At 74.1% G+C, this 18,699-nt stretch carries 16 protein-coding genes; 4 read left to right on the top strand and 12 right to left on the bottom strand.

Annotation, left to right across the window (positions count from 1 at the left end):
• Positions 1 to 10 precede the first annotated feature (10 nt).
• The gene (locus CLV92_RS08700; RefSeq protein WP_104432417.1) at positions 11 to 1,699 is read right to left on the bottom strand and encodes an ABC transporter substrate-binding protein; all 1,689 of its coding nucleotides are present in this window, start codon (positions 1,697 to 1,699) and stop codon (positions 11 to 13) included.
• A gap of 359 nt (positions 1,700 to 2,058) precedes the next feature.
• On the opposite strand from CLV92_RS08700, the gene CLV92_RS08695 reads away from it, so the two are divergent.
• Positions 2,059 to 3,075 (top strand): hypothetical protein, encoded by a 1,017-nt coding sequence (locus CLV92_RS08695; protein WP_146099466.1) that lies wholly within the window; start codon positions 2,059 to 2,061, stop codon positions 3,073 to 3,075.
• 76 nt (positions 3,076 to 3,151) lie between these two features.
• Here CLV92_RS08695 and CLV92_RS08690 read toward each other — a convergent pair whose 3' ends face one another.
• On the bottom strand, positions 3,152 to 4,603 hold the full coding sequence (locus CLV92_RS08690) for a pectate lyase family protein (RefSeq protein WP_211290984.1): 1,452 nt from the start codon (positions 4,601 to 4,603) through the stop codon (positions 3,152 to 3,154).
• Positions 4,604 to 4,935: 332 nt separating this feature from the next.
• On the opposite strand from CLV92_RS08690, the gene CLV92_RS08685 reads away from it, so the two are divergent.
• Positions 4,936 to 5,874, top strand: a complete 939-nt coding sequence (locus CLV92_RS08685; RefSeq protein WP_104432415.1) for a hypothetical protein — start codon at positions 4,936 to 4,938, stop codon at positions 5,872 to 5,874.
• An 84-nt stretch (positions 5,875 to 5,958) separates the two neighbouring features.
• Here the strand turns inward: CLV92_RS08685 and pyrF are convergent, their stop codons facing one another.
• From pyrF to pyrR, 7 genes are read right to left on the bottom strand one after another with little or no spacing between them, the layout of a single operon-like run.
• Positions 5,959 to 6,831, bottom strand: coding sequence for an orotidine-5'-phosphate decarboxylase (pyrF, locus tag CLV92_RS08680; protein WP_104432414.1), 873 nt, complete (start codon positions 6,829 to 6,831; stop codon positions 5,959 to 5,961).
• Positions 6,816 to 10,127, bottom strand: coding sequence for a carbamoyl-phosphate synthase large subunit (gene carB, locus CLV92_RS08675; protein WP_104432413.1), 3,312 nt, complete (start codon positions 10,125 to 10,127; stop codon positions 6,816 to 6,818). The genes pyrF and carB overlap by 16 nt, the downstream gene beginning before the upstream one ends.
• On the bottom strand, positions 10,127 to 11,374 hold the full coding sequence (carA, locus tag CLV92_RS08670; RefSeq protein ID WP_104432412.1) for a glutamine-hydrolyzing carbamoyl-phosphate synthase small subunit: 1,248 nt from the start codon (positions 11,372 to 11,374) through the stop codon (positions 10,127 to 10,129). Before carA ends, carB begins: the two co-directional genes overlap by 1 nt.
• Positions 11,371 to 11,865 carry a PH-like domain-containing protein gene (locus CLV92_RS08665; RefSeq protein WP_211290983.1) on the bottom strand — a complete coding sequence of 165 codons (495 nt, stop codon included), beginning with the start codon at positions 11,863 to 11,865 and terminating at the stop codon, positions 11,371 to 11,373. Before CLV92_RS08665 ends, carA begins: the two co-directional genes overlap by 4 nt.
• Positions 11,862 to 13,214 (bottom strand): dihydroorotase, encoded by a 1,353-nt coding sequence (locus CLV92_RS08660; RefSeq protein WP_104432411.1) that lies wholly within the window; start codon positions 13,212 to 13,214, stop codon positions 11,862 to 11,864. Before CLV92_RS08660 ends, CLV92_RS08665 begins: the two co-directional genes overlap by 4 nt.
• Complete coding sequence (locus tag CLV92_RS08655; RefSeq protein ID WP_104432410.1) at positions 13,211 to 14,218, bottom strand: aspartate carbamoyltransferase catalytic subunit; 1,008 nt, start codon at positions 14,216 to 14,218, stop codon at positions 13,211 to 13,213. The genes CLV92_RS08660 and CLV92_RS08655 overlap by 4 nt, the downstream gene beginning before the upstream one ends.
• Positions 14,215 to 14,823, bottom strand: coding sequence for a bifunctional pyr operon transcriptional regulator/uracil phosphoribosyltransferase PyrR (gene pyrR / locus CLV92_RS08650; protein WP_104432409.1), 609 nt, complete (start codon positions 14,821 to 14,823; stop codon positions 14,215 to 14,217). Before pyrR ends, CLV92_RS08655 begins: the two co-directional genes overlap by 4 nt.
• A 324-nt stretch (positions 14,824 to 15,147) precedes the next feature.
• Between pyrR and bldD the strand changes: the two genes are divergently transcribed.
• Positions 15,148 to 15,645 (top strand): transcriptional regulator BldD, encoded by a 498-nt coding sequence (bldD, locus tag CLV92_RS08645; protein ID WP_104432408.1) that lies wholly within the window; start codon positions 15,148 to 15,150, stop codon positions 15,643 to 15,645.
• Between the two features lie 90 nt (positions 15,646 to 15,735).
• Here bldD and nusB read toward each other — a convergent pair whose 3' ends face one another.
• Together nusB and efp are read right to left on the bottom strand one after the other, a co-directional pair.
• Complete coding sequence (gene nusB, locus CLV92_RS08640) at positions 15,736 to 16,146, bottom strand: transcription antitermination factor NusB (RefSeq protein WP_104432407.1); 411 nt, start codon at positions 16,144 to 16,146, stop codon at positions 15,736 to 15,738.
• 5 nt (positions 16,147 to 16,151) lie between these two features.
• Entirely contained in the window at positions 16,152 to 16,712 is a 561-nt protein-coding gene (gene efp, locus CLV92_RS08635; RefSeq protein ID WP_104432406.1) for an elongation factor P, read from the bottom strand.
• Between the two features lie 270 nt (positions 16,713 to 16,982).
• Here efp and CLV92_RS08630 point away from each other — a divergent pair, with 270 nt between their 5' ends.
• A complete protein-coding gene (locus CLV92_RS08630; RefSeq protein WP_104432405.1) occupies positions 16,983 to 17,507 on the top strand; it encodes a hypothetical protein in 525 nt (174 codons plus the stop codon).
• Between the two features lie 63 nt (positions 17,508 to 17,570).
• Here the strand turns inward: CLV92_RS08630 and aroB are convergent, their stop codons facing one another.
• Complete coding sequence (gene aroB / locus CLV92_RS08625; RefSeq protein WP_245886591.1) at positions 17,571 to 18,689, bottom strand: 3-dehydroquinate synthase; 1,119 nt, start codon at positions 18,687 to 18,689, stop codon at positions 17,571 to 17,573.
• Positions 18,690 to 18,699 lie beyond the last annotated feature (10 nt).

Raw genomic sequence — 18,699 nt, 5'->3', positions numbered from 1 at the left:
CGCCGCGGCATCAGCCCTCGTCCTCGACGGTGACCGAGTTCCAGACCTCGTCCTGGACGGGGCTCGGCTGGTAGCCCTTGACGCCCTCGGCGAAGGCGAGCGAGGGCACCGGGCTGGCCAGCGGCACGCCCGGGAGCATCGTCATGATCTGCTTGTTGATGCTCTCGTAGGCCGGGACCTGCTCGTCGACGGTGGGCAGGCCGCGGGCGTCCTCCAGCGCCTCGAAGAGGGCGGGGTCGTTGAACCCCCACTCGTTGGACGGCTTGCCGAAGAAGACCCCGACGAAGTTGTCCGGGTCGTTGTAGTCACCCGTCCACCCGAGCAGGTGCAGGCCGTGGTCCGCGGTGCCCTGGATGCGGTCGAGGTAGTCCGGCGACCACTTCAGGCCCTCGGGCTTGACGGTGATGCCGACCTCGGAGAGCTGCGCGCTGATGTTCTTGAAGGTGTCCTCGGGGCTGGGCATGTACGGCCGCGAGACGCCCGTGGGGTACTGGAAGGGGATCTCCAGCGTCGGGAAGCCGGCCTCCGCGAGCAGCGCCTTGGCCTTCTCGGGGTCGTACTCGTACGTCGGGACGTCCTCGGCGTAGCCTGTCACCGTGTCGGGCATGAACTGCGTCGCGGGCTCGGTGCCCTCGGGCAGGGTGCCGGAGACCAGGGCCTCCTTGTCGATGGCGTGCGCGATGGCCTGCCGGACGCGGGGGTCCTGCAACGCCGGGTGCGCCTGGTTCATGCCCAGGTAGAGGATGTTGAACGGCTTGCGCTGCTCGATCTGGAAGCCCTCGGACTCCAGCCCGGCCACGTCGGCGGGGGCGACGAGGTCGTAGCCGTCGATCTCGCCGTTCTGCAGCGCCTGGCGGCGGGCGGTCCCGTCGGAGATGGTCTTGACGATGACCTTGTCCAGCTTGGCCTTGTCGCCCCAGTACTCCTCGTAGGGCTCGAGGGTGACCTGCTGGCCGCGCTCCCAGGAGCCGAACTTGAAGGGGCCGGTGCCGGTGGGGTGCGCGCTGGCGTACTCGGAGAAGCGGGGGTCGTCGGCGGTGCCGCCGATGTCGTCGCCCTTGTACTTCTCGATGGCGGTGGGGCTCTGCATGGAGAACGCCGGCAGCGACATCGCGGCGACGAAGCCGGCGAAGGGCCGGTTGAGGTTGATCGTGACGGTGTCCTCGTCCTCGGGCTCGCAGCTCTTGTAGAGCGGCTCGCCGAGGCCCTCGCCCTCGTTCTGCTCGAAGCCGCGGAAGAGGGAGCGGTAGTAGTAGGAGAGGTTCTCCGACTGGGCCAGACCCGTGCGGTTGTACCAGCGCTCGAAGTTGGCGCAGACGGCGTCGGCGTTGAAGTCGGTGCCGTCGTGGAACGTGACGCCGTCCTCGAGCTCGAACGTGTAGCTCAGCCCGTCCTCGGAGGACTCCCAGGACTTGGCGAGGAGCGGGGCGGGCTCGGCCGTGCCGGGCTTGGTGCCGACGAGGCCCTCGAACATCTGCCGCGCGACGCGGAAGGTCTCGCCGTCGCTGGCGAAGGAGGGGTCGAGGGTCGCCGGGTCGGAGGAGGCGGCGAAGACGAACGTGCCGCCGGTGTCGCCGCCGGTGCCCTCCGCGGAGTCGTTCTCCTCGCGCTGGCTCTCGGCGCAGCCGGCGGTCAGGGCCAGCGCGGCGACGGCGACGCCGGTGACGAGTTTGCGCAGGGGCAGGTCTGACCAGGACATGGCAACCTCGTTGTCGATCGGGGAGGTCACGCGAATGGCGCAACCGACCGGACGATAAGCGCCGGAGGGCACTTCCTGGCCGGGGATCCTACGGCGTTACCCATGTTTGACGAAGTTGTTCCTGAACCGCAACGCGGCGTGTCGCGCCCGGAGGGGCCCGCCGGCCGGTGTCCGCGCGGCTGCGCGCCCCGCCGTGGCGACCGCGGCTGCCGGGTCCGCGGGCGCTCGGCCACTATCCTCGCCGCGCCGGGCGAGGCCGGGCAGGGGGAGTCGGCGGACCGGCGACGGTCCGGCGCGTCGGCATGCCCCGGCCCGCCGCGCCCCGCGCGATCCCCGTCCTCGCTCGAAAGGCTCCCGCCGTGGTGCACGCACCCCTCGGCCACCCGCTCCCCGCCCCGCCGGCCGCCCCCGCCGGGCCGCGCGACCGGCTCGGCCTGACCGGGTTCGTCCTCGGCGCCGCCGCCCTGGGCCTCGCCCTCGGCGCGGCGCTGCTCGTGGCCGCGCTCGGCGCGGAGGGCGCCGTGGCCGCGGTCGGGCTCGCCGCGTTCGGCCTGGCCGGCCTCGTCGCCCTCGCGGGTGCGGTCCTCGCCTGCTGCGCCGTCCCGCGGCTGCGCCGGCGCGAGGCCACCAACGGCGCCCTGACGTACACCGGTCTCGCCCTGTCCGGCGTGGCCCTGCTGGTCTCGATGTTCGGCACCGCCGCCACCGCGGCCACCTGGGCCTGGAGGGCCTCGGACGCGGCGCAGGCCGGACCGGCCGTGCCGGCGCCCGTCGAGGAGCCCGCGGCGGATCCCTCGCAGTCCCCCGCGCCGCAGGAGTCCGAGCCCGCGGAGCCGGCGCCGCCGGCGGCCGAGGCCCCCGCGCCCGCGGCCCCCGCACCGGCGCCCGCCGGTGGCGAGCCGACGCCGCCCGGAGCGGTCCTGCCCGTCGGTGGCACCGCGACGATCGACTACGCCCCGCTGCAGGACAAGCCGGCGGGCCGGATCCACCTGCGGCTGGACTCCATCGACACCGGCACGCCGGAGGACTTGGCGTCCTTCGACCTCGGGGACCGCGCGCTCGGCCTCGTTCCGCAGTACGTGCGCTTCACGGTGACCGGGGGCCCGGGCGCCTCCAACCTCGAGTTCAGCAGCCTGATCGGCAAGCTGTCCGGAACGCTGCCCGACGGCAGCGAGGCGGCCGAGCTGACCGTCTACGGGAAGTTCGACCTGTGCGAGCAGCAGTTCTTCCCGCAGGGCTTCACCGAGGGGTCGACCTTCCAGACCTGCCTGGTCATGATGGCCAACCCCGCCGCGCCGGTGTCCGGGGCGATGTTCGAGAACTACGACAGCCCCTACGACCGCTACGACGGGCAGCCCGTCCACTGGCGCAAGTAGGGCACCGCCGGGGCGCGTCGCGCCCGGCCGTCGGATCCGGGCACCGGCCCCTCGCAGGGCCGGTGCCCGGTCCGTCTCAGAGGCTGATGCGGCCGGCGCCGGCGCCGGCGGTCACCAGGGACTTCACGTCGTTCACGGGGTCGAGGACGTAGGTGTAGGGCAGGGCGGGCACGGTCCCGGCGCTCTGCGGGGCGCCCGACCTGGTGAAGAGGTTGCCGCGCTGGACGAGCGCCCCGGGGGCGCTGTCGGCGTAGCCGACCAGCGTCGGCTCGGACACGTCCTCGAAGTGGTTGCCCTCGACGAGGACGGCGGCGTCCATGGTGGAGGCCACGCCGTACTCGTTGCCGGCGTAGTAGTTGTTGTACACGTGGACGCCCTGCGCGAAGCGCACCCGCGGGTGGCGGGTCCGGGAGCCGTCGAACCAGTTGTGGTGGTAGGTCACGCGCAGGTGGCCGGCGTCCTGACTGCGGTTGCTGTCGGAGTGCCCGAGCAGCATGGACTTGCCGTGGGCGCTCACGCGGTTCCAGGAGACGGTGACGAAGTCGGCGCCGCGCTTGACGTCGACGGCCCCGTCGTAGCCGTTGCGGAAGCTGTTGTGGTCGATCCACACGTTCGTCGCGCCGGACTCCACGTTGACGGCGTCGTCGCTCCAGTCCCGGAACGACAGGTTGCGGACGATGACGTTGCGGTCCCCGCTGATGGTGAGGCCGCAGCCGGCGATGGTCGCGCCGGGCTCGCCGAGGACGGTCTTGTTCGAGCGCACGCGCAGCATGCCGGAGCAGGTGATGGTGCCGGACACCCGCACGACGGCGGGCGTGCTGGAGCCGAGCGCGGCACTCAGGGCCGACGCGCTGGTGACCCTCGTCGGGGTCGCAGCGCCACCTCCGGTGGTCCCGCCGTTCTGACCGGCCCAGCCCGCGGGCCCGGAGGGCTGGGCGGGCGGGGTGGTGGTGCTGCCGAGGCGCACCAGGGCGAAGCGCTGGTTGGTGCCGTCGAGGTCGCGGTACTGCGCGAGGGCGGCGCCGTCGGCGGTCGAGCGCTCCCAGACGTCCACGACCTTGCCGGAGTGGCGGTTCACGAGGCGCACGGAGCCGTCGGCGGAGTCGACGAGGCGGAAGTGCTGTCGCGTGGAGGTGCTCGCGGTGCGCTGCACCAGCTGCGCGCCGTCGAGGGCGTTGGGGACCTCCAGCACCTTGCCGGAGTGCCTGGCGCGGATGGCGTAGTAGCCGTTGCCGACGGGGACGAAGCGCCACTGCTGGTGCGCGCCGTCGTTGCGGCTCCACTGGACGACGGGTGCCCCGTCGGCGGTGGAGGCGCCCCGGACGTCGGCGACCTTGCCGGAGTGGCGGGCCTGGAGCACGTACCAGGCGTCGGTGTCGACGGTCGCGGCGTGCGCGCGCTGGGCGGGCACCGCGAGGAGGGCGGCGACCAGGGCGAGGACGGCGAGACCCGTGGAGAGCAGGGTGCGCGTCGCAGCGGGGAGCGCGACGGTCGTGCGGGACGTGCCGGCTGACGTCGTCGGGAGCACAGCGGTTCCGTTCGGTCGGGAGTGTGGCGGGGACGCTCCCCGCCCGGCCGCAGCCGGGTCGGCGGGAGCGGCGAAACCCTAGCGCCGCCGCGGACGGGGCCCGGCCACCCGAGCGCGGCGGTCCCCGGCGACTGTGCGCCCCGGGAGCCGTCAGCCGTCCGGCGCAGGCGCCGGTCACGCGCTGCGGCGTCGGGGTGGTCCGGCTGCTCCGGCCGGGCGACGCGCCCCGCCCCGAACGGCGGTGCGCGTCAGGCGGTCGCCACCCTGGAGGAGTGCACCGCGGCCGCCGCGCCCGGCGGTGCGCTCCCCCGCCGTCACCCGAAGGGTTCCCCGTGGTCTACGCACCTCCCGCACCGCCGTCCGCGCCCCTGGCGACGCCGCGCAACGGCCTGGGCCTGGCCGGCTTCGTCCTCGGCGTCACCGGGGTCGTCGTCAGCCTCGGCGTCGTCACCTTCGCCGTCTCCGCCCCCCTCGGACTCGCGGGGCTCGTCGTCGGCTGCTGCGCCCTGCCCCGGCTGCGCCGCGGGGAGGCCACGAACGGGACGCTCACCCGCGTCGGCATCGGCCTGTCCGCCCTCGCGCTCGTCCTCTCGCTGATCGGCGGCCTCGCCTCGGCCGCCGTGGTGGCGTGGTACCAGGAGACGAGGACCGGGACGGCTCCCCCGGCGCCCGCTCCCCCGGCGTCCGCTCCCGCCGGGACGCCCGGCGCCACCGCCGCGGCCCCCGCGCCCTCCCCGAGCACCCCCGCCGCGACGGCGCCGGCTCCCTCCGAGGCCGCGCCGGCAGCCGACGGCGGCACGACCGCCGCCGGCGCCGTCCTCGGCTTCGGCGAGACCGCCACCGTGGACTTCTCCAGCACCGACGAACCCGGCGGCCGCGTGCAGGTCCGCCTGGACGCCGTCGACACGGGCAACCCGCAGGACCTGGAGTCCCTCGGGCTCGGCGACCGCGCCGCCGGCATGGTCCCGCACTACCTGCGCTTCACCGTGACCGGCGTGGCGAACTCGCAGAACCTGGAGTTCTCCGACCTCAACCACAACCTCGGTGGTCTCCTGCCCGACGGCTCGGAGGCGGCGAAGGTCCACCTGCTGGGCGACTTCGCTCCGTGCAACGGGGAGTCGTTCCCGTCCGGGTTCGCCGACGGGGCGTCGTTCCAGACGTGCGTCGTCTACCTCGCCTCCCCCACCGCGCCCGTCACCGGTGCGAGCTACGAGGACTCCGGAACCCCCTACGACCTGTTCGACGGGGCACCGATCCGCTGGCAGCGCTGAGCGCCCACCGGCGCGCGGAAGGGGCCCACCACGTCCGTGGTGGGCCCCTTCCGCGTCCTGCCCTTGCGCGTCCTGCGCCGCGGGTCAGCTCCCCAGCGCCGCCCTGCACTGCGCCGCGGTGCGCTCCGCGGCCTCCCGCAGGGCCACCACGTCCGGCCCGGCGCGCAGCACGTCCCGGCTGCTGGCCGCCAGCACCGCCGGCAGGGCGTCGCCGAAGACGTCGCGCAGGTCCCCCGCGGTGGCGCCCTGGGCGCCCACGCCCGGCGCGAGCAGCGGGCCGTTGACGGCCGCGAGGTCGATGCCCGCCTCCCGGGCCGCGGTGCCCGTGGTGGCGCCGACGACCAGGCCGACGTCGCCGAGCGGAGTCGCCCCGGCGTTCTCCGCCGCGGCCGCCTCGGCCACCGCCCTGGCGACGCTGCGCCCGTCGCCGCCGGTGGCGTGCTGCACCTGCGCGCCCTCCGGGTTCGAGGTCAGCGCCAGCACGAACACCCCGCGCCCGGTGGCGGCGGCGGTGTCCAGCACCGGCCGCAGCGAGCCGAAGCCGAGGTACGGCGAGACCGTCACCGCGTCCCCGGCCAGCGGGGAGTCCCCGCAGAAGGCGTCGGCGTAGGCCTGCATGGTGGAGCCGATGTCACCGCGCTTGGCGTCGACGATCGTGAGCGTCCCCGCCGCCCGGGCCTCGGCGATGACGGTCTCCAGCACCGCCACGCCGCGGGAGCCGTGGCGCTCGAAGAAGGCGGCCTGCGGCTTCAGCGCGGCCACCCGCCCGGCCAGCGCCTCGACCACCGTGCGGGAGAAGCGCTCCAGCCCGGCGACGTCGTCGTCCAGCCCCCACGCGGCCAGCAGGCTCGCGTGCGGGTCGATGCCCACGCACACCGGCCCGTGCAGGGCCACGGCCTCCGCCAGGCGGGCGCCGAAGCGCCCGCCCGGACCAGGAGGGGTCACCGGCCCTCCCATGCCGCGTTCAGGGCCGCCGCGTGCGCCTGCAGGGGCGCCACGGACACGCCGCGGCCGTCGCGCTCGGCCTCGAGCGCCGCCTCGATGGACTGCACCGCGGCGGCGAGCTGCTGCACGGTCGTGACGATCGGCTTGCCGACGGCGGTGCCGGCGGCGCGGATCTCGTAGCCGTCGGCGCGGGCCTGGTTGCCGGACGGGGTGTTGACCACGAAGTCGACCTCCCCGGCGAGGATCTGCCCGACGATCGTCAGCTCCCCCGCGGCGCCGGCGCCGGCGGAGTGCTTCCGTGCGACGGTGCTCGCGATGCCGTTGCGGCGCAGGGTGTCCGCGGTGCCCTCGGTGGCGAGGATGCGGAACCCGAGGTCGGCCAGGCGCTTCACCGGCAGCACCATCGCCCGCTTGTCGCGGTCGGCGACGGAGATGAACGCGGTGCCCTTGGTGGGCAGGCCCCCGTAGGCGGCGGTCTGGGACTTGCCGAACGCCGTGGGGAAGTCGACGTCGATGCCCATGACCTCACCGGTGGAGCGCATCTCCGGGCCCAGCAGGCTGTCGACGACCTGCCCGGCGGCGGTGCGGAAGCGGGCGAAGGGCAGCACGGCCTCCTTCACCGACGTGGGCACCGACGGGGGCAGCGCCCCGCCGTCCCCGGCGCCCGGCAGCAGCCCCTCCGCGCGCAGCTCGGCGATCGTGGCGCCGGCCATGACGCGCGCGGCGGCCTTGGCCAGCGGGACGCCGGTGGCCTTGGAGACGAACGGCACGGTCCGGCTGGCGCGCGGGTTGGCCTCCAGCACGTAGAGGACGTCGGCGGCGAGGGCGAACTGCACGTTGAGCAGCCCCCGCACCCCGACACCGCGGGCGATGGCCTCGGTGCTGGCGCGGACCCGCTCGATCTCGCTGCGGCCCAGCGTCGCGGGCGGCAGGACGCACGCGGAGTCGCCGGAGTGGATGCCGGCCTCCTCGATGTGCTCCATGATCCCGCCGAGGTACATGTCCTTGCCGTCGAAGAGCGCGTCGACGTCGATCTCGATGGCGTCGTCGAGGAAGCGGTCGACGAGGACGGGGCGGTCGGCGGAGACCTCGGTGGCGGTGGCCATGTACTCCTGCAGCGCGAGCTCGTCGTAGACGATCTGCATGCCGCGCCCGCCGAGGACGTAGGAGGGCCGCACCAGGACCGGGTAGCCGATGTCGGCGGCGATGGCCTTGGCCTCCGGGAAGGACACGGCGGTGCCGTGCTTGGGGGCGCGCAGCCCCGCCTCGGCGAGGACGCGGCCGAAGGAGCCGCGGTCCTCCGCGAGGTGGATGGCGTCCGGGGAGGTGCCGATGATCGGCACGCCCGCCGCCTCCAGGCGCGCGGCCAGGCCCAGCGGGGTCTGCCCGCCGAGCTGGACGATGACGCCGTGCACGGGGCCGCAGCGCTGCTCGGCGTGGACCACCTCGAGGACGTCCTCGCACGTCAGCGGCTCGAAGTAGAGCCGGTCGGAGGTGTCGTAGTCCGTCGAGACCGTCTCGGGGTTGCAGTTGACCATGACGGTCTCGAAGCCCGCCTCGCGCAGCGCGAAGGAGGCGTGGACGCAGGAGTAGTCGAACTCCACGCCCTGCCCGATCCGGTTGGGGCCGGAGCCGAGGATGACGACCGCCGGCTTGGTGCGCGGGACGGTCTCGTCCTCCTCGTCGTAGCTGGAGTAGTGGTACGGGGTGCGGGCGGCGAACTCCGCGGCGCAGGTGTCGACGGTCTTGTACACGGGGCGGACACCGAGGGCGTGGCGCACCCCCCGCACGACGTCCTCCGGCATGTCGCGGATCTCGCCGATCTGCACGTCGGAGAACCCGTGGCGCTTGGCGCGGCGCAGCAGGGCCGGGGTGAGGTCGCCGGCCTCGCGAAGCTCGGTGGCGATCTCGTGCAGCAGGAAGAGCTGGTCCAGGAACCACGGGTCGATCTTCGTGGACTCGAAGAGCTGCTCCGGGGTCCCACCGGCGCGGATGGCCTGCATGACCAGCTGCAGCCGGGTGTCGGTGGGGCGGCGCACGACCTCCAGCAGCTCCTCCAGGTCGCCGGGGTCCCCGACCCAGGTGAAGGAGGAGCCCTTGCGCTCGACGCTGCGCAGCGCCTTCTGCAGGGCCTCGGTGAAGTTGCGGCCCATGGCCATCGCCTCACCGACGCTCTTCATGGTGGTGGTGAGCGTCGGGTCGGCGGCGGGGAACTTCTCGAACGCGAACCGCGGCACCTTGACCACGACGTAGTCGAGGGTCGGCTCGAAGCTGGCCGGGGTGACCTGGGTGATGTCGTTGGGGATCTCGTCGAGGGTGTAGCCCACCGCCAGCTTGGCGGCGATCTTGGCGATGGGGAACCCGGTCGCCTTCGACGCCAGCGCGGAGGAGCGGGAGACGCGCGGGTTCATCTCGATGACGATGATCCGCCCGTCCTCGGGGTTCACCGCGAACTGGATGTTGCAGCCGCCGGTGTCGACGCCGACCTCGCGGATGACGGCGATGCCGATGTCGCGCATCCGCTGGTACTCGCGGTCGGTGAGCGTCATCGCCGGGGCCACGGTGATGGAGTCGCCGGTGTGCACGCCCATCGGGTCGAAGTTCTCGATGGAGCAGACGACCACGACGTTGTCGGCGCGGTCGCGCATCAGCTCCAGCTCGTACTCCTTCCACCCGAGGATGGACTCCTCCAGCAGCACCTCGGTGGTGGGGCTGTGGTGCAGGCCCTGCCCGGCGATGCGGCGCAGGTCCTCCTCGTCGTAGGCGAAGCCGGAGCCGAGGCCGCCCATGGTGAAGCTGGGGCGCACGACGACCGGGTAGCCGAGGTCCTCGGCGCCGGCCAGGACCTCCTCCATGGTGTGGCAGAGGTGGCTGCGGGCGCTCTCGGCCCCGCAGCGCTCCACGACGCCCTTGAAGAGCTCGCGGTTCTCCCCCAGCTGGATGGCGGCGACGTCGGCGCCGATGAGCTCCACGCCGTACTTGGCGAGGACGCCGGACTCGTGCAGGGAGATGGCGGCGTTCAGCGCCGTCTGCCCGCCGAGGGTGGCCAGGACGGCGTCGGGGCGCTCCTTGGCGATGATCGCCTCGACGAACTGGGGGGTGATGGGCTCGACGTAGGTGGCGTCGGCCATCTCCGGGTCCGTCATGATCGTCGCCGGGTTGGAGTTGACGAGGATGACGCGCAGGCCCTCGGCCTTCAGGACCCGGCACGCCTGGGTCCCGGAGTAGTCGAACTCCGCGGCCTGGCCGATGACGATCGGGCCGGAGCCGATGACGAGGACGGAGGAGATGTCGGTGCGGCGAGGCATCAGGCGCCCTTCGGGGTCTGGGGAGTCGCGGAGGCTGCGCCCGTGCCGGCGCCGGAACCGGCGCCGGGGGCGTTGCCGGCGCCCGTGGCACCGGTGGTGACGGCGGTGTCCTTCGTCGTCATCAGGTCGACGAACCTGTCGAAGAGGTAGCCGGCGTCGTGCGGGCCGGCGGCGGCCTCGGGGTGGTACTGCACGGAGAACGCAGGCACGTCGAGGCAGCGCAGGCCCTCCACGACGTCGTCGTTGAGGCCGACGTGGCTGACCTCCGCGCGCCCGAACGGGGTGTCGCTGGGGCGGTCGACCGGCGCGTCGACGGCGAAGCCGTGGTTGTGCGCGGTGACCTCCACCTTGCGGGTGGCGAGGTCCATCACCGGCTGGTTGATGCCGCGGTGGCCGTACTTCAGCTTGTAGGTGCCGAAGCCGAGCGCGCGGCCGAGGAGCTGGTTGCCGTAGCAGATGCCGAAGAAGGGGATCCGCCGCTCCAGCACCCCCTGCAGGACCTCGATCTCGTGGGTGGCGGCGGAGGGGTCGCCGGGGCCGTTGGAGAAGAACACCCCGTCGGGGGCGGAGCCGCCCTCGCCGGCGGTGAGGACGTCCTCCAGGGAGGCCGAGGCGGGCAGCACCCTCACCTCGATGCCGCGCTCGGCCATCCGCTGCGGGGTCATCGCCTTGATGCCCAGGTCGACGGCCGCGACGGTGAAGCGGCGCTCGCCGATGGCGGGCACGACGTAGGCCTCGGTGGTGGTGACCTCGCCCGCGAGGTCGGCGCCCGTCATCGGCGGGGCGGTGCGGACCCGCTCCAGCAGCTCCGCGGCCGGGCGCTGCGCGGCCTCGCCGGAGAAGACCCCGACGCGCATGGCGCCGCGCTCGCGCAGGTGCCGGGTCAGGGCCCGGGTGTCGACGCCGGAGATGCCGACGACGCCCTGCGCGGTGAGCTCGTCGCCGAGGGTGCGCTGCGAGCGCCAGTTCGACGGGATCCGCGCGGGGTCGCGCACGACGTAGCCGGCGACCCAGATGCGGCGGGACTCCAGGTCCTCGTCGTTGACGCCGGTGTTGCCCACGTGGGGGGCCGTCATGACGACGACCTGCCGGTGGTAGCTGGGGTCGGTGAGCGTCTCCTGGTAGCCGGTCATGCCGGTGGAGAAGACCGCCTCACCGACCGTCTCCCCGAGCGCGCCGTAGGCGTCGCCGGTGAAGGTGCGCCCGTCCTCGAGTACGAGGACGGCTGCCTGGCTGTGGGTGGTCATCGCTGCTGCCCTTCCGCGAGGATCTGCTGCACCTGCTGCACCAGTCGGTTCCCCTCTTCCGCTCGTCTCGGGCGGATACCGGTGTCGACGACCCGGTCCCCCAGCTTCCAGCGCAGGACGACGAGGCCGTCGCGTCCCACGAACTTGCCGACCATCCCCGGTCCGCGCCCGACCCCGACGAGGTCGGCGCGGGGGATGGCGAAGGAGCGCGCGCCCGCCCGGAAGAGGGCCACGCCCTGCGGGCCCACCTCCACGTGCACGGCGCTGCGGGTGCCCAGGCCGTGCACCGCGATGCGCTCCAGTGCGTTGTCCGCGTCCACGGTGGAGACGTAGACGCCCTCCACCGCAGCGGATCCCGGTTCCTTCGCGCCCAGCCGGGCGGGTGCGGCGATGTCGGCCTGCCGGTTCAGGCGCGCGCGCCAGCCGGCGAACATCTGCCGCCACAGGACCAGCAGGACGAGGAACAGGACCGCCAGCGCGATCCACTTCACCGTGCGGTCCCCGCGGGCTCGACGAGGGCGCCGTCGCGGACGGTGGCGCGCCCGCGCAGGAACGTCGCCACGACCGCGCCGGGCAGTTCCCGGCCGCGGAAGGGGCTGTTGCGCCCGGCGGTCGCCATCGCCGCGGGGTCCACCGTCCAGCGCGCCGCCGGGTCGAGGAGGACGAGGTTGGCGGGCTCGCCGGCGGCCAGGGGGCGGCCCTGGGCCTCCAGGCGGCCGATGCGCGCGGGGGCGGTGGACATCCGCTGCGCCACGCCCGCCCAGTCCAGCAGCCCCGTCTCGACCATGGTGTGCTGCACCACGGACAGGGCGGTCTCCAGGCCGGTCATGCCCATGGCCGCGGCGGCCCACTCGCAGTCCTTGTCCTCCGCGGGGTGGGGGGCGTGGTCGGTGGCGACGACGTCGATCGTGCCGTCGGCCAGGCCCTCGCGCAGCGCCTCCACGTCCGCCTGCGTGCGCAGCGGCGGGTTCACCTTGAACACGGGGTCGTAGTCGCGGACCAGCTCGTCGGTGAGGAGCAGGTGGTGCGGGGTGACCTCGGCGGTGACGGGGAAGCCGCGCTCCTTGGCCCAGCGGATGATCTCCACCGAGCCCTTCGTGGAGACGTGGCAGACGTGCAGGCGGGAGCCGACGTGGGAGGCCAGCAGCACGTCGCGGGCGATGATCGCCTCCTCCGCGACGCTGGGCCAGCCGCGCAGGCCGAGCAGGGCGGAGACCTCGCCCTCGTTCATCTGCGCGTCCTCCGTCAGCCGCGGCTCCTGCGCGTGCTGGGCGATGACGCCGTCGAAGGCGCGCACGTACTCCAGGGCGCGGCGCATGAGGACGGCGTCCCAGACGCACTTGCCGTCGTCGGAGAACACCCGCACGCGGGCGGCGGAGTCGGCCATCGCGCCGAGCTCGGCGAGCTGCTGACCGGCCAGGCCGACGGTGACGGCACCGACGGGGTGGACGTCCACCCAGCCCGCCTCCTCCCCGAGGCGGCGCACCTGCTCCACAACGCCGGCGGTGTCGGCGACGGGGTCGGTGTTGGCCATGGCGTGCACGGCGGTGAAGCCGCCGCGGGCGGCTGCGCGGGTGCCGGACTCCACGGTCTCGGCGTCCTCGCGGCCGGGTTCGCGCAGGTGGGTGTGCAGGTCGACCAGGCCGGGCAGGGCGACCAGCCCGGTGGCGTCGACGACCTCGGCGCCGCGGGCGGCGGGCGCGCCGGACAGGTCCGGGCCGACGTCCGCGATGCGGCCGCCGCTGAGCAGCAGGTCGGCCGCCTCGCCGCCGAGGATGCGGGCGCCGCGCACCAGCACGGCGGGTCCGGTGCCGCCGGGGGCGGGGGTGGTGGTGCTCATGCTCGTCCTCCGAGGTCGCCGGCCAGCAGCAGGTACAGCACCGCCATCCGCACGGCGACGCCGTTGCCGACCTGCTCGACGATCGTCGAGCGGGGGCTGTCGGCGGCGTCTGCGGAGATCTCCAGGCCGCGGTTCATCGGGCCGGGGTGCATGACGATCGTGTGCTCCGGCAGCAGCCGGAGGCGGGCGGCGCTGAGGCCGTAGCGGCGGCTGTACTCCCGCGCGGAGGGGAAGAACCCGCCGCCGGCGGTGCTCATGCGCTCCCGCTGCACGCGCAGCATCATCACGGCGTCCGGCGCGCCGTCGCGCAGCGCGCCGTCGAGGTCGTGGGAGACCTCGCACGGCCAACCGCCGATGCCCACGGGCAGCAGCGTCGGCGGCGCGACGAGGGTGACGTGCGCGCCGAGGGTGTGCAGGAGCAGCACGTTGGAGCGCGCGACGCGCGAGTGCAGGACATCGCCGACGATGGTGACGCGCAGGCCGTCGAGGTCGCGGCCGGTGGCGCTGCCGGGGCCGGCAGCCGTCCCGGAGCCGGTCGGGGCGCCGTCCGCGCGCAGGTGGCGGCGGATGGTGAAGGCGTCCAGCAGCGCCTGCGTGGGGTGCTCGTGGGTGCCGTCGCCGGCGTTGACGACGCTGCCGCGGGTCCAGCCGGCGCGGGCGAGGCGGTGCGGGGCGCCGGAGGCGGGGTGCCGGATGACGACCGCGTCGGCGCCCATGGCCTGCAGGGTCAGCGCGGTGTCCTTCAGGCTCTCGCCCTTGGAGACGCTGGACCCCTTGGCGGAGAAGTTGATGACGTCGGCGGACAGGCGCTTGGCGGCCGCCTCGAACGACGTGCGCGTGCGGGTGGAGTCCTCGAAGAACAGGTTCACCACGGTCCTGCCGCGCAGGGTGGGGAGCTTCTTGATCTCCCGGCGCTGGGTGGCGGCCATCTCCTCGGCCACGTCGAGGACGTGCACGGCGGCGGCGTGGTCGAGGTCGGCCGCGGAGAGCAGGTGCCGGCTCATGCCGCACCCCCGGTGGCCGGGGAGGACAGCAGGACGGCGTCGCGCCCGTCGGTCTCGGCGAGCAGCACGCTGACCCGCTCCGCGGAGGAGGTGGGCAGGTTCTTGCCGACGTGGTCGGCGCGGATCGGCAGCTCGCGGTGGCCGCGGTCGACGAGGACGGCCAGGCGCACGGCGCGGGGGCGGCCGAGGTCGCTGACGGCGTCGAGGGCGGCGCGGATGGTGCGCCCGGAGTACAGCACGTCGTCGACCAGGACGACGATCCTGTCGTCGAGGCCGCCCGGGGGCAGCTCGGTCGGCAGGAGCGTGCGGGTGGGGTGGCGGCGCAGGTCGTCGCGGTACATCGTCACGTCGAGGGAGCCGGTGGGGACCTCGGCACCGTCGGCGTCGGCGATGCGGCGGGCCAGGCGCTGGGCCAGCGGCACGCCGCGGGTCGGGATGCCCAGCAGGATGAGGTCGTGCGGGCCCTTGTTGGCCTCGAGCAGCTCGTGCGCGATGCGCGTCAGCGCGCGGTGGATGTCACCGGACTCGAGCAGGACCCGGGCGCCCGGCAGGGCGGTGGTCCCGCTGTCGGGAGCCCCCGGGGCCCCCTGGGCAGCAGACGTCACGTCCGCGACCTCCTTCTCCGCCTCACGGGACGGTTCCTTAAAGGACGTCGTTCAGCGACGAGGCTACACGCCGGTGGGGCGCCCGGCGGCCGCACCGGCGGCCGGGGCCCGGCAGGGGGGCTCCGGGCGGCGCCGCGGGGGCCTCGCGCGGCTGCGCCGCGTGCCCGACGTCACCCGCGCGCCGCGCCGCGAACATCGTTGTGAGGTCAACCGCTCACTCTCCGCAGCGATCTTGGGGCCGAGAGGGTGGTCACTACGGCTGAAGGGTGGTGAATCGGCAGGTCAGCTTGACTACGCACGTCACGCTCCGTGAGCATTCTCGGCATGGCATCGGACTACTCCCGCGCACTCGGATCGCGCCTTCGCGCCATCCGCACCCAACAGGGGCTGTCCCTGCACGGCGTCGAAGAGAAGTCTGAGGGCCGGTGGAAGGCAGTCGTCGTCGGCTCGTACGAGCGCGGTGACCGTGCAGTCACCGTCCAGCGGCTCGCCGAGCTCGCAGACTTCTACGGGGTTCCGGTCTCCGCACTGCTCCCCGAGGGCGCCCCGCAGGGCACCGCAGAACCCCCGCCCCGTCTCGTCCTGGACCTCGAGCGCCTCCAGGAGGTGCCGGCCGAGAAGGCCGGGCCGCTGGCGCGCTACGCCCAGACGATCCAGTCCCAGCGCGGCGACTACAACGGCCGGGTGCTCAGCATCCGCGCCGACGACCTGCGCACGCTGGCCGTCATCTACGACGTGCCGCCGACCGCGCTGTGCGACGAGTTCATCGCCTGGGGCGTGCTGAACGCCGACGCCCGGCGCGCCGTGGAGTCCCACGCCTGAGCCCGTCCCGGAGACGACGGAGGCCCGGTCCCCCGAGTGGGGGGACCGGGCCTCCGTCGTCTCCGGGAGCCGCCGCGCGGCGGCTCCCGGTCAGGCGCCGATGGTCGGCTTCAGCTCCGCCAGCCGCGCCAGCAGGCCGTTGACGAAACCCGGGGAGGCATCGGTGGACAGCTCGCGGACGAGCCCGACGGCCTCGCTGATGGCCACCCCGTCGGGCACGTCGGGGTTGTACAGCACCTCCCACGTGCCCAGGCGCAGCACGTTGCGGTCCACGGCCGGCATCCGCTCCAGCGTCCAGCCCTGCGCGTAGGTGGCGAGGAGCTCGTCGATGCGGGCCCGCTCGGCCTCCACCCCCTCGACGAGGACGCCCGTGTACTCGTTGAAGGGCTGCTCCGCGCGCGCGGCGCGCTCAGCCAGGACGGTGCGGGCCGGGACCTGCCGCTGCTCGGCCTCGAAGAGCACGTCGAGGGCCCTGCGGCGGGCCTTGGTGCGGGCGGACACCCGGTTCAGCTCACGCGGCCGAGGTAGTCCCCGGAGCGGGTGTCGACCTTGACCTTGGTGCCCTGCTCGAGGAACAGCGGGACCTGGATCTCGTAGCCGGTCTCGACCGTCGCGGGCTTGGTGCCGCCGGTGGAGCGGTCACCCTGCAGGCCGGGCTCGGTGTACGTGATCTCCAGGACGACGGACGTCGGCAGCTCCACGTACAGCGGCGTGCCCTCGTGGGTGGCGACGATGACCTGCTGGCTCTCCAGCATGAAGTTCGCGGCGTCGCCCACCGTGGCGGCGGGCACCGTGATCTGGTCGTAGGTGTCGCTGTCCATGAAGACGAAGTCGTCGCCGTCCTTGTACAGGTACTGCATGTCGCGCTTGTCGACGGTGGCGGTGTCGACCTTCACCCCGGCGTTGAAGGTGCGGTCGACGACCTTGCCGGAGAGCACGTTCTTCAGCTTGGTGCGGACGAAGGCACCGCCCTTGCCGGGCTTGACGTGCTGGAACTCCACGACGGACCAGAGCTGTCCGTCCAGGTTGAGCACGATGCCGTTCTTCAGGTCGTTGGTCGAAGCCACGTCGTCTCTCAGTCCGTCTTCTCGGGTGCTGCTCGGGCGGTCGTGCCGGGGTCTCAGGCGCCCGGCACACGGCAGGGCGCCACCGATCCTACCCGCCGGGGCGCGGTGGCCCCCGGCGGCGGCGCGACGAACCGCCGACGCTCACGCAGCGCCCCCTCACGGGTCCCTGCTCGGCCGGACGGACGACAGCGGGGAGCCGGAAGGGTGGCGCCCGCTCACGGTCGCGCAGGGGCGGGTCGATGCGCTGGGGGTGAGCACAGGAGGTCACCAGTGAACCCCTCTCCCTTCCAGAGCGCCTTCGGCGCGCCCGGTCAGCCGGGGACGGCGCCCTACGGCGCTCCCGGCCCCGCCCCGGTCGCCGGCCCGGCCCGCACGGCGGTGCCCGGCGCGACCGTCCTCGCCGGGCCGGTGGGGTCACCGCGCGGACGCGGCGGACTGCCCCGCTGGGCGCTGGTGACGATCATCGTGGCGGCGGTGCTGCCGGTCCTGCTGGTCGTGGCGGCCATCGTCGCCGCCGTCGCCATCCCGGTGTTCCTCAACGAGCGCCACAAGGCCGTCGACCAGGCGCTGGCGACGGACCTGCGCACCGTGGCGCAGGCCGAGGCGGCGTTCTTCGCGGCCAACGGCACCTACACCGCCGACCCCGCCCAGCTCGCCGTCGCGGAGCCCGTCAGTGAGATGGCGATCCTGCGCGCCGACGGCGCCGGCTTCTGCCTGGTCGCCCGCGACGCCGGGTCGAAGCGGGTGCTCTACCTGGACCAGACGGGCACCGTCGGCCAGGAGCCCTGCGCCTGAGCGCGGTCACCGGGCCCGCGCAGCGACAGCCGCGCGGGGCCGGTGCCGGTCAGCCGCTGACCCTCAGGCGCTGATCTCGGCGTACGCGGCCTGCAGCAGCGCCGGGTCGGGGCCCTCCAGGCGGGTCGGCCGGCCGACGGCGTCGAGGACGACGAAGCGCAGCAGGTCGCCGCGGGTCTTCTTGTCCCGCTGCATGGCCGCCAGCAGCTGCGGCCAGCGGTCCCCGCGGTAGGTCAGCGGCAGCCCGAGGGAGCCGAGCACGCGGCGGTGGCGGTCCACGGCCTCCTCGCTGAGGCGGCCGGCCAGCCGGGCCAGCTCCGCGACGAACACCATGCCGACGCTGATGGCGGCGCCGTGACGCCACTCGAAGCGCTCGACGAGCTCGACGGCGTGGCCGAGGGTGTGCCCGTAGTTGAGGATCTCCCGCAGCCCGGCCTCGCGCAGGTCCTCCCCCACGACGTCGGCCTTGACCTGCACGGCCCGCTCCACGAGCTCGCGCAGCACCGGCGACGCCGGGTCCAGGGCCGCCTCGACGTCGGCCTCGACGAGTTCGAGGATGCGCTCGTCGGCGATGAAGCCGCACTTGACGACCTCGGCCATGCCCGCCCGCAGGTCGTGGGGGTGGAGCGTGTCCAGCGCGGCCAGGTCGCAGAGCACCCCGGCGGGCGGGTGGAAGGCCCCCACGAGGTTCTTGCCCTCGGTGGTGTTGATGCCCGTCTTGCCGCCGACGGCCGCGTCGACCATCGCCAGCAGCGTGGTGGGCACGTGCACCACCTTCACCCCGCGCAGCCAGGTGGCGGCGACGAAGCCCGCGACGTCGGTGACGGTGCCGCCGCCGACGGCCACGACGGCGTCGCTGCGGGTGAAGTCGGACTGCCCGAGGATCGTCCAGCAGAAGGCGGCGACCTCGACGCGCTTGGCCTCCTCGCCGTCGGGCAGCTCCGCCAGCAGGGCCGTGTAACCGCGCTCCGCGAGGTCGTCGCGGATCGCCTCCCCGGTGGCGCGCAGCGCGCGCGGGTGCACGACGAGGACCTTGCGCACGCCCTCGCCGAGGAGGCGGGGCAGCTCCCCGAGGAGGTTGCGCCCGATGAGCACGTCGTAGGGGCGGTCCCCGCGCACGGGAATGGTGGTGGGGGTTCCCGCTGCGGCGTCGGGGCCGGTGCTGCTCGGCGGTGTCGTCACGGCGAGGAGC

This window comes from Kineococcus xinjiangensis (genome assembly GCF_002934625.1).
GTDB lineage: Bacteria > Actinomycetota > Actinomycetes > Actinomycetales > Kineococcaceae > Kineococcus_A > Kineococcus_A xinjiangensis.
The sequence above is the reverse complement of the archived record's forward strand: the minus strand, read 5'-3'. Positions and strand labels throughout refer to the sequence as shown.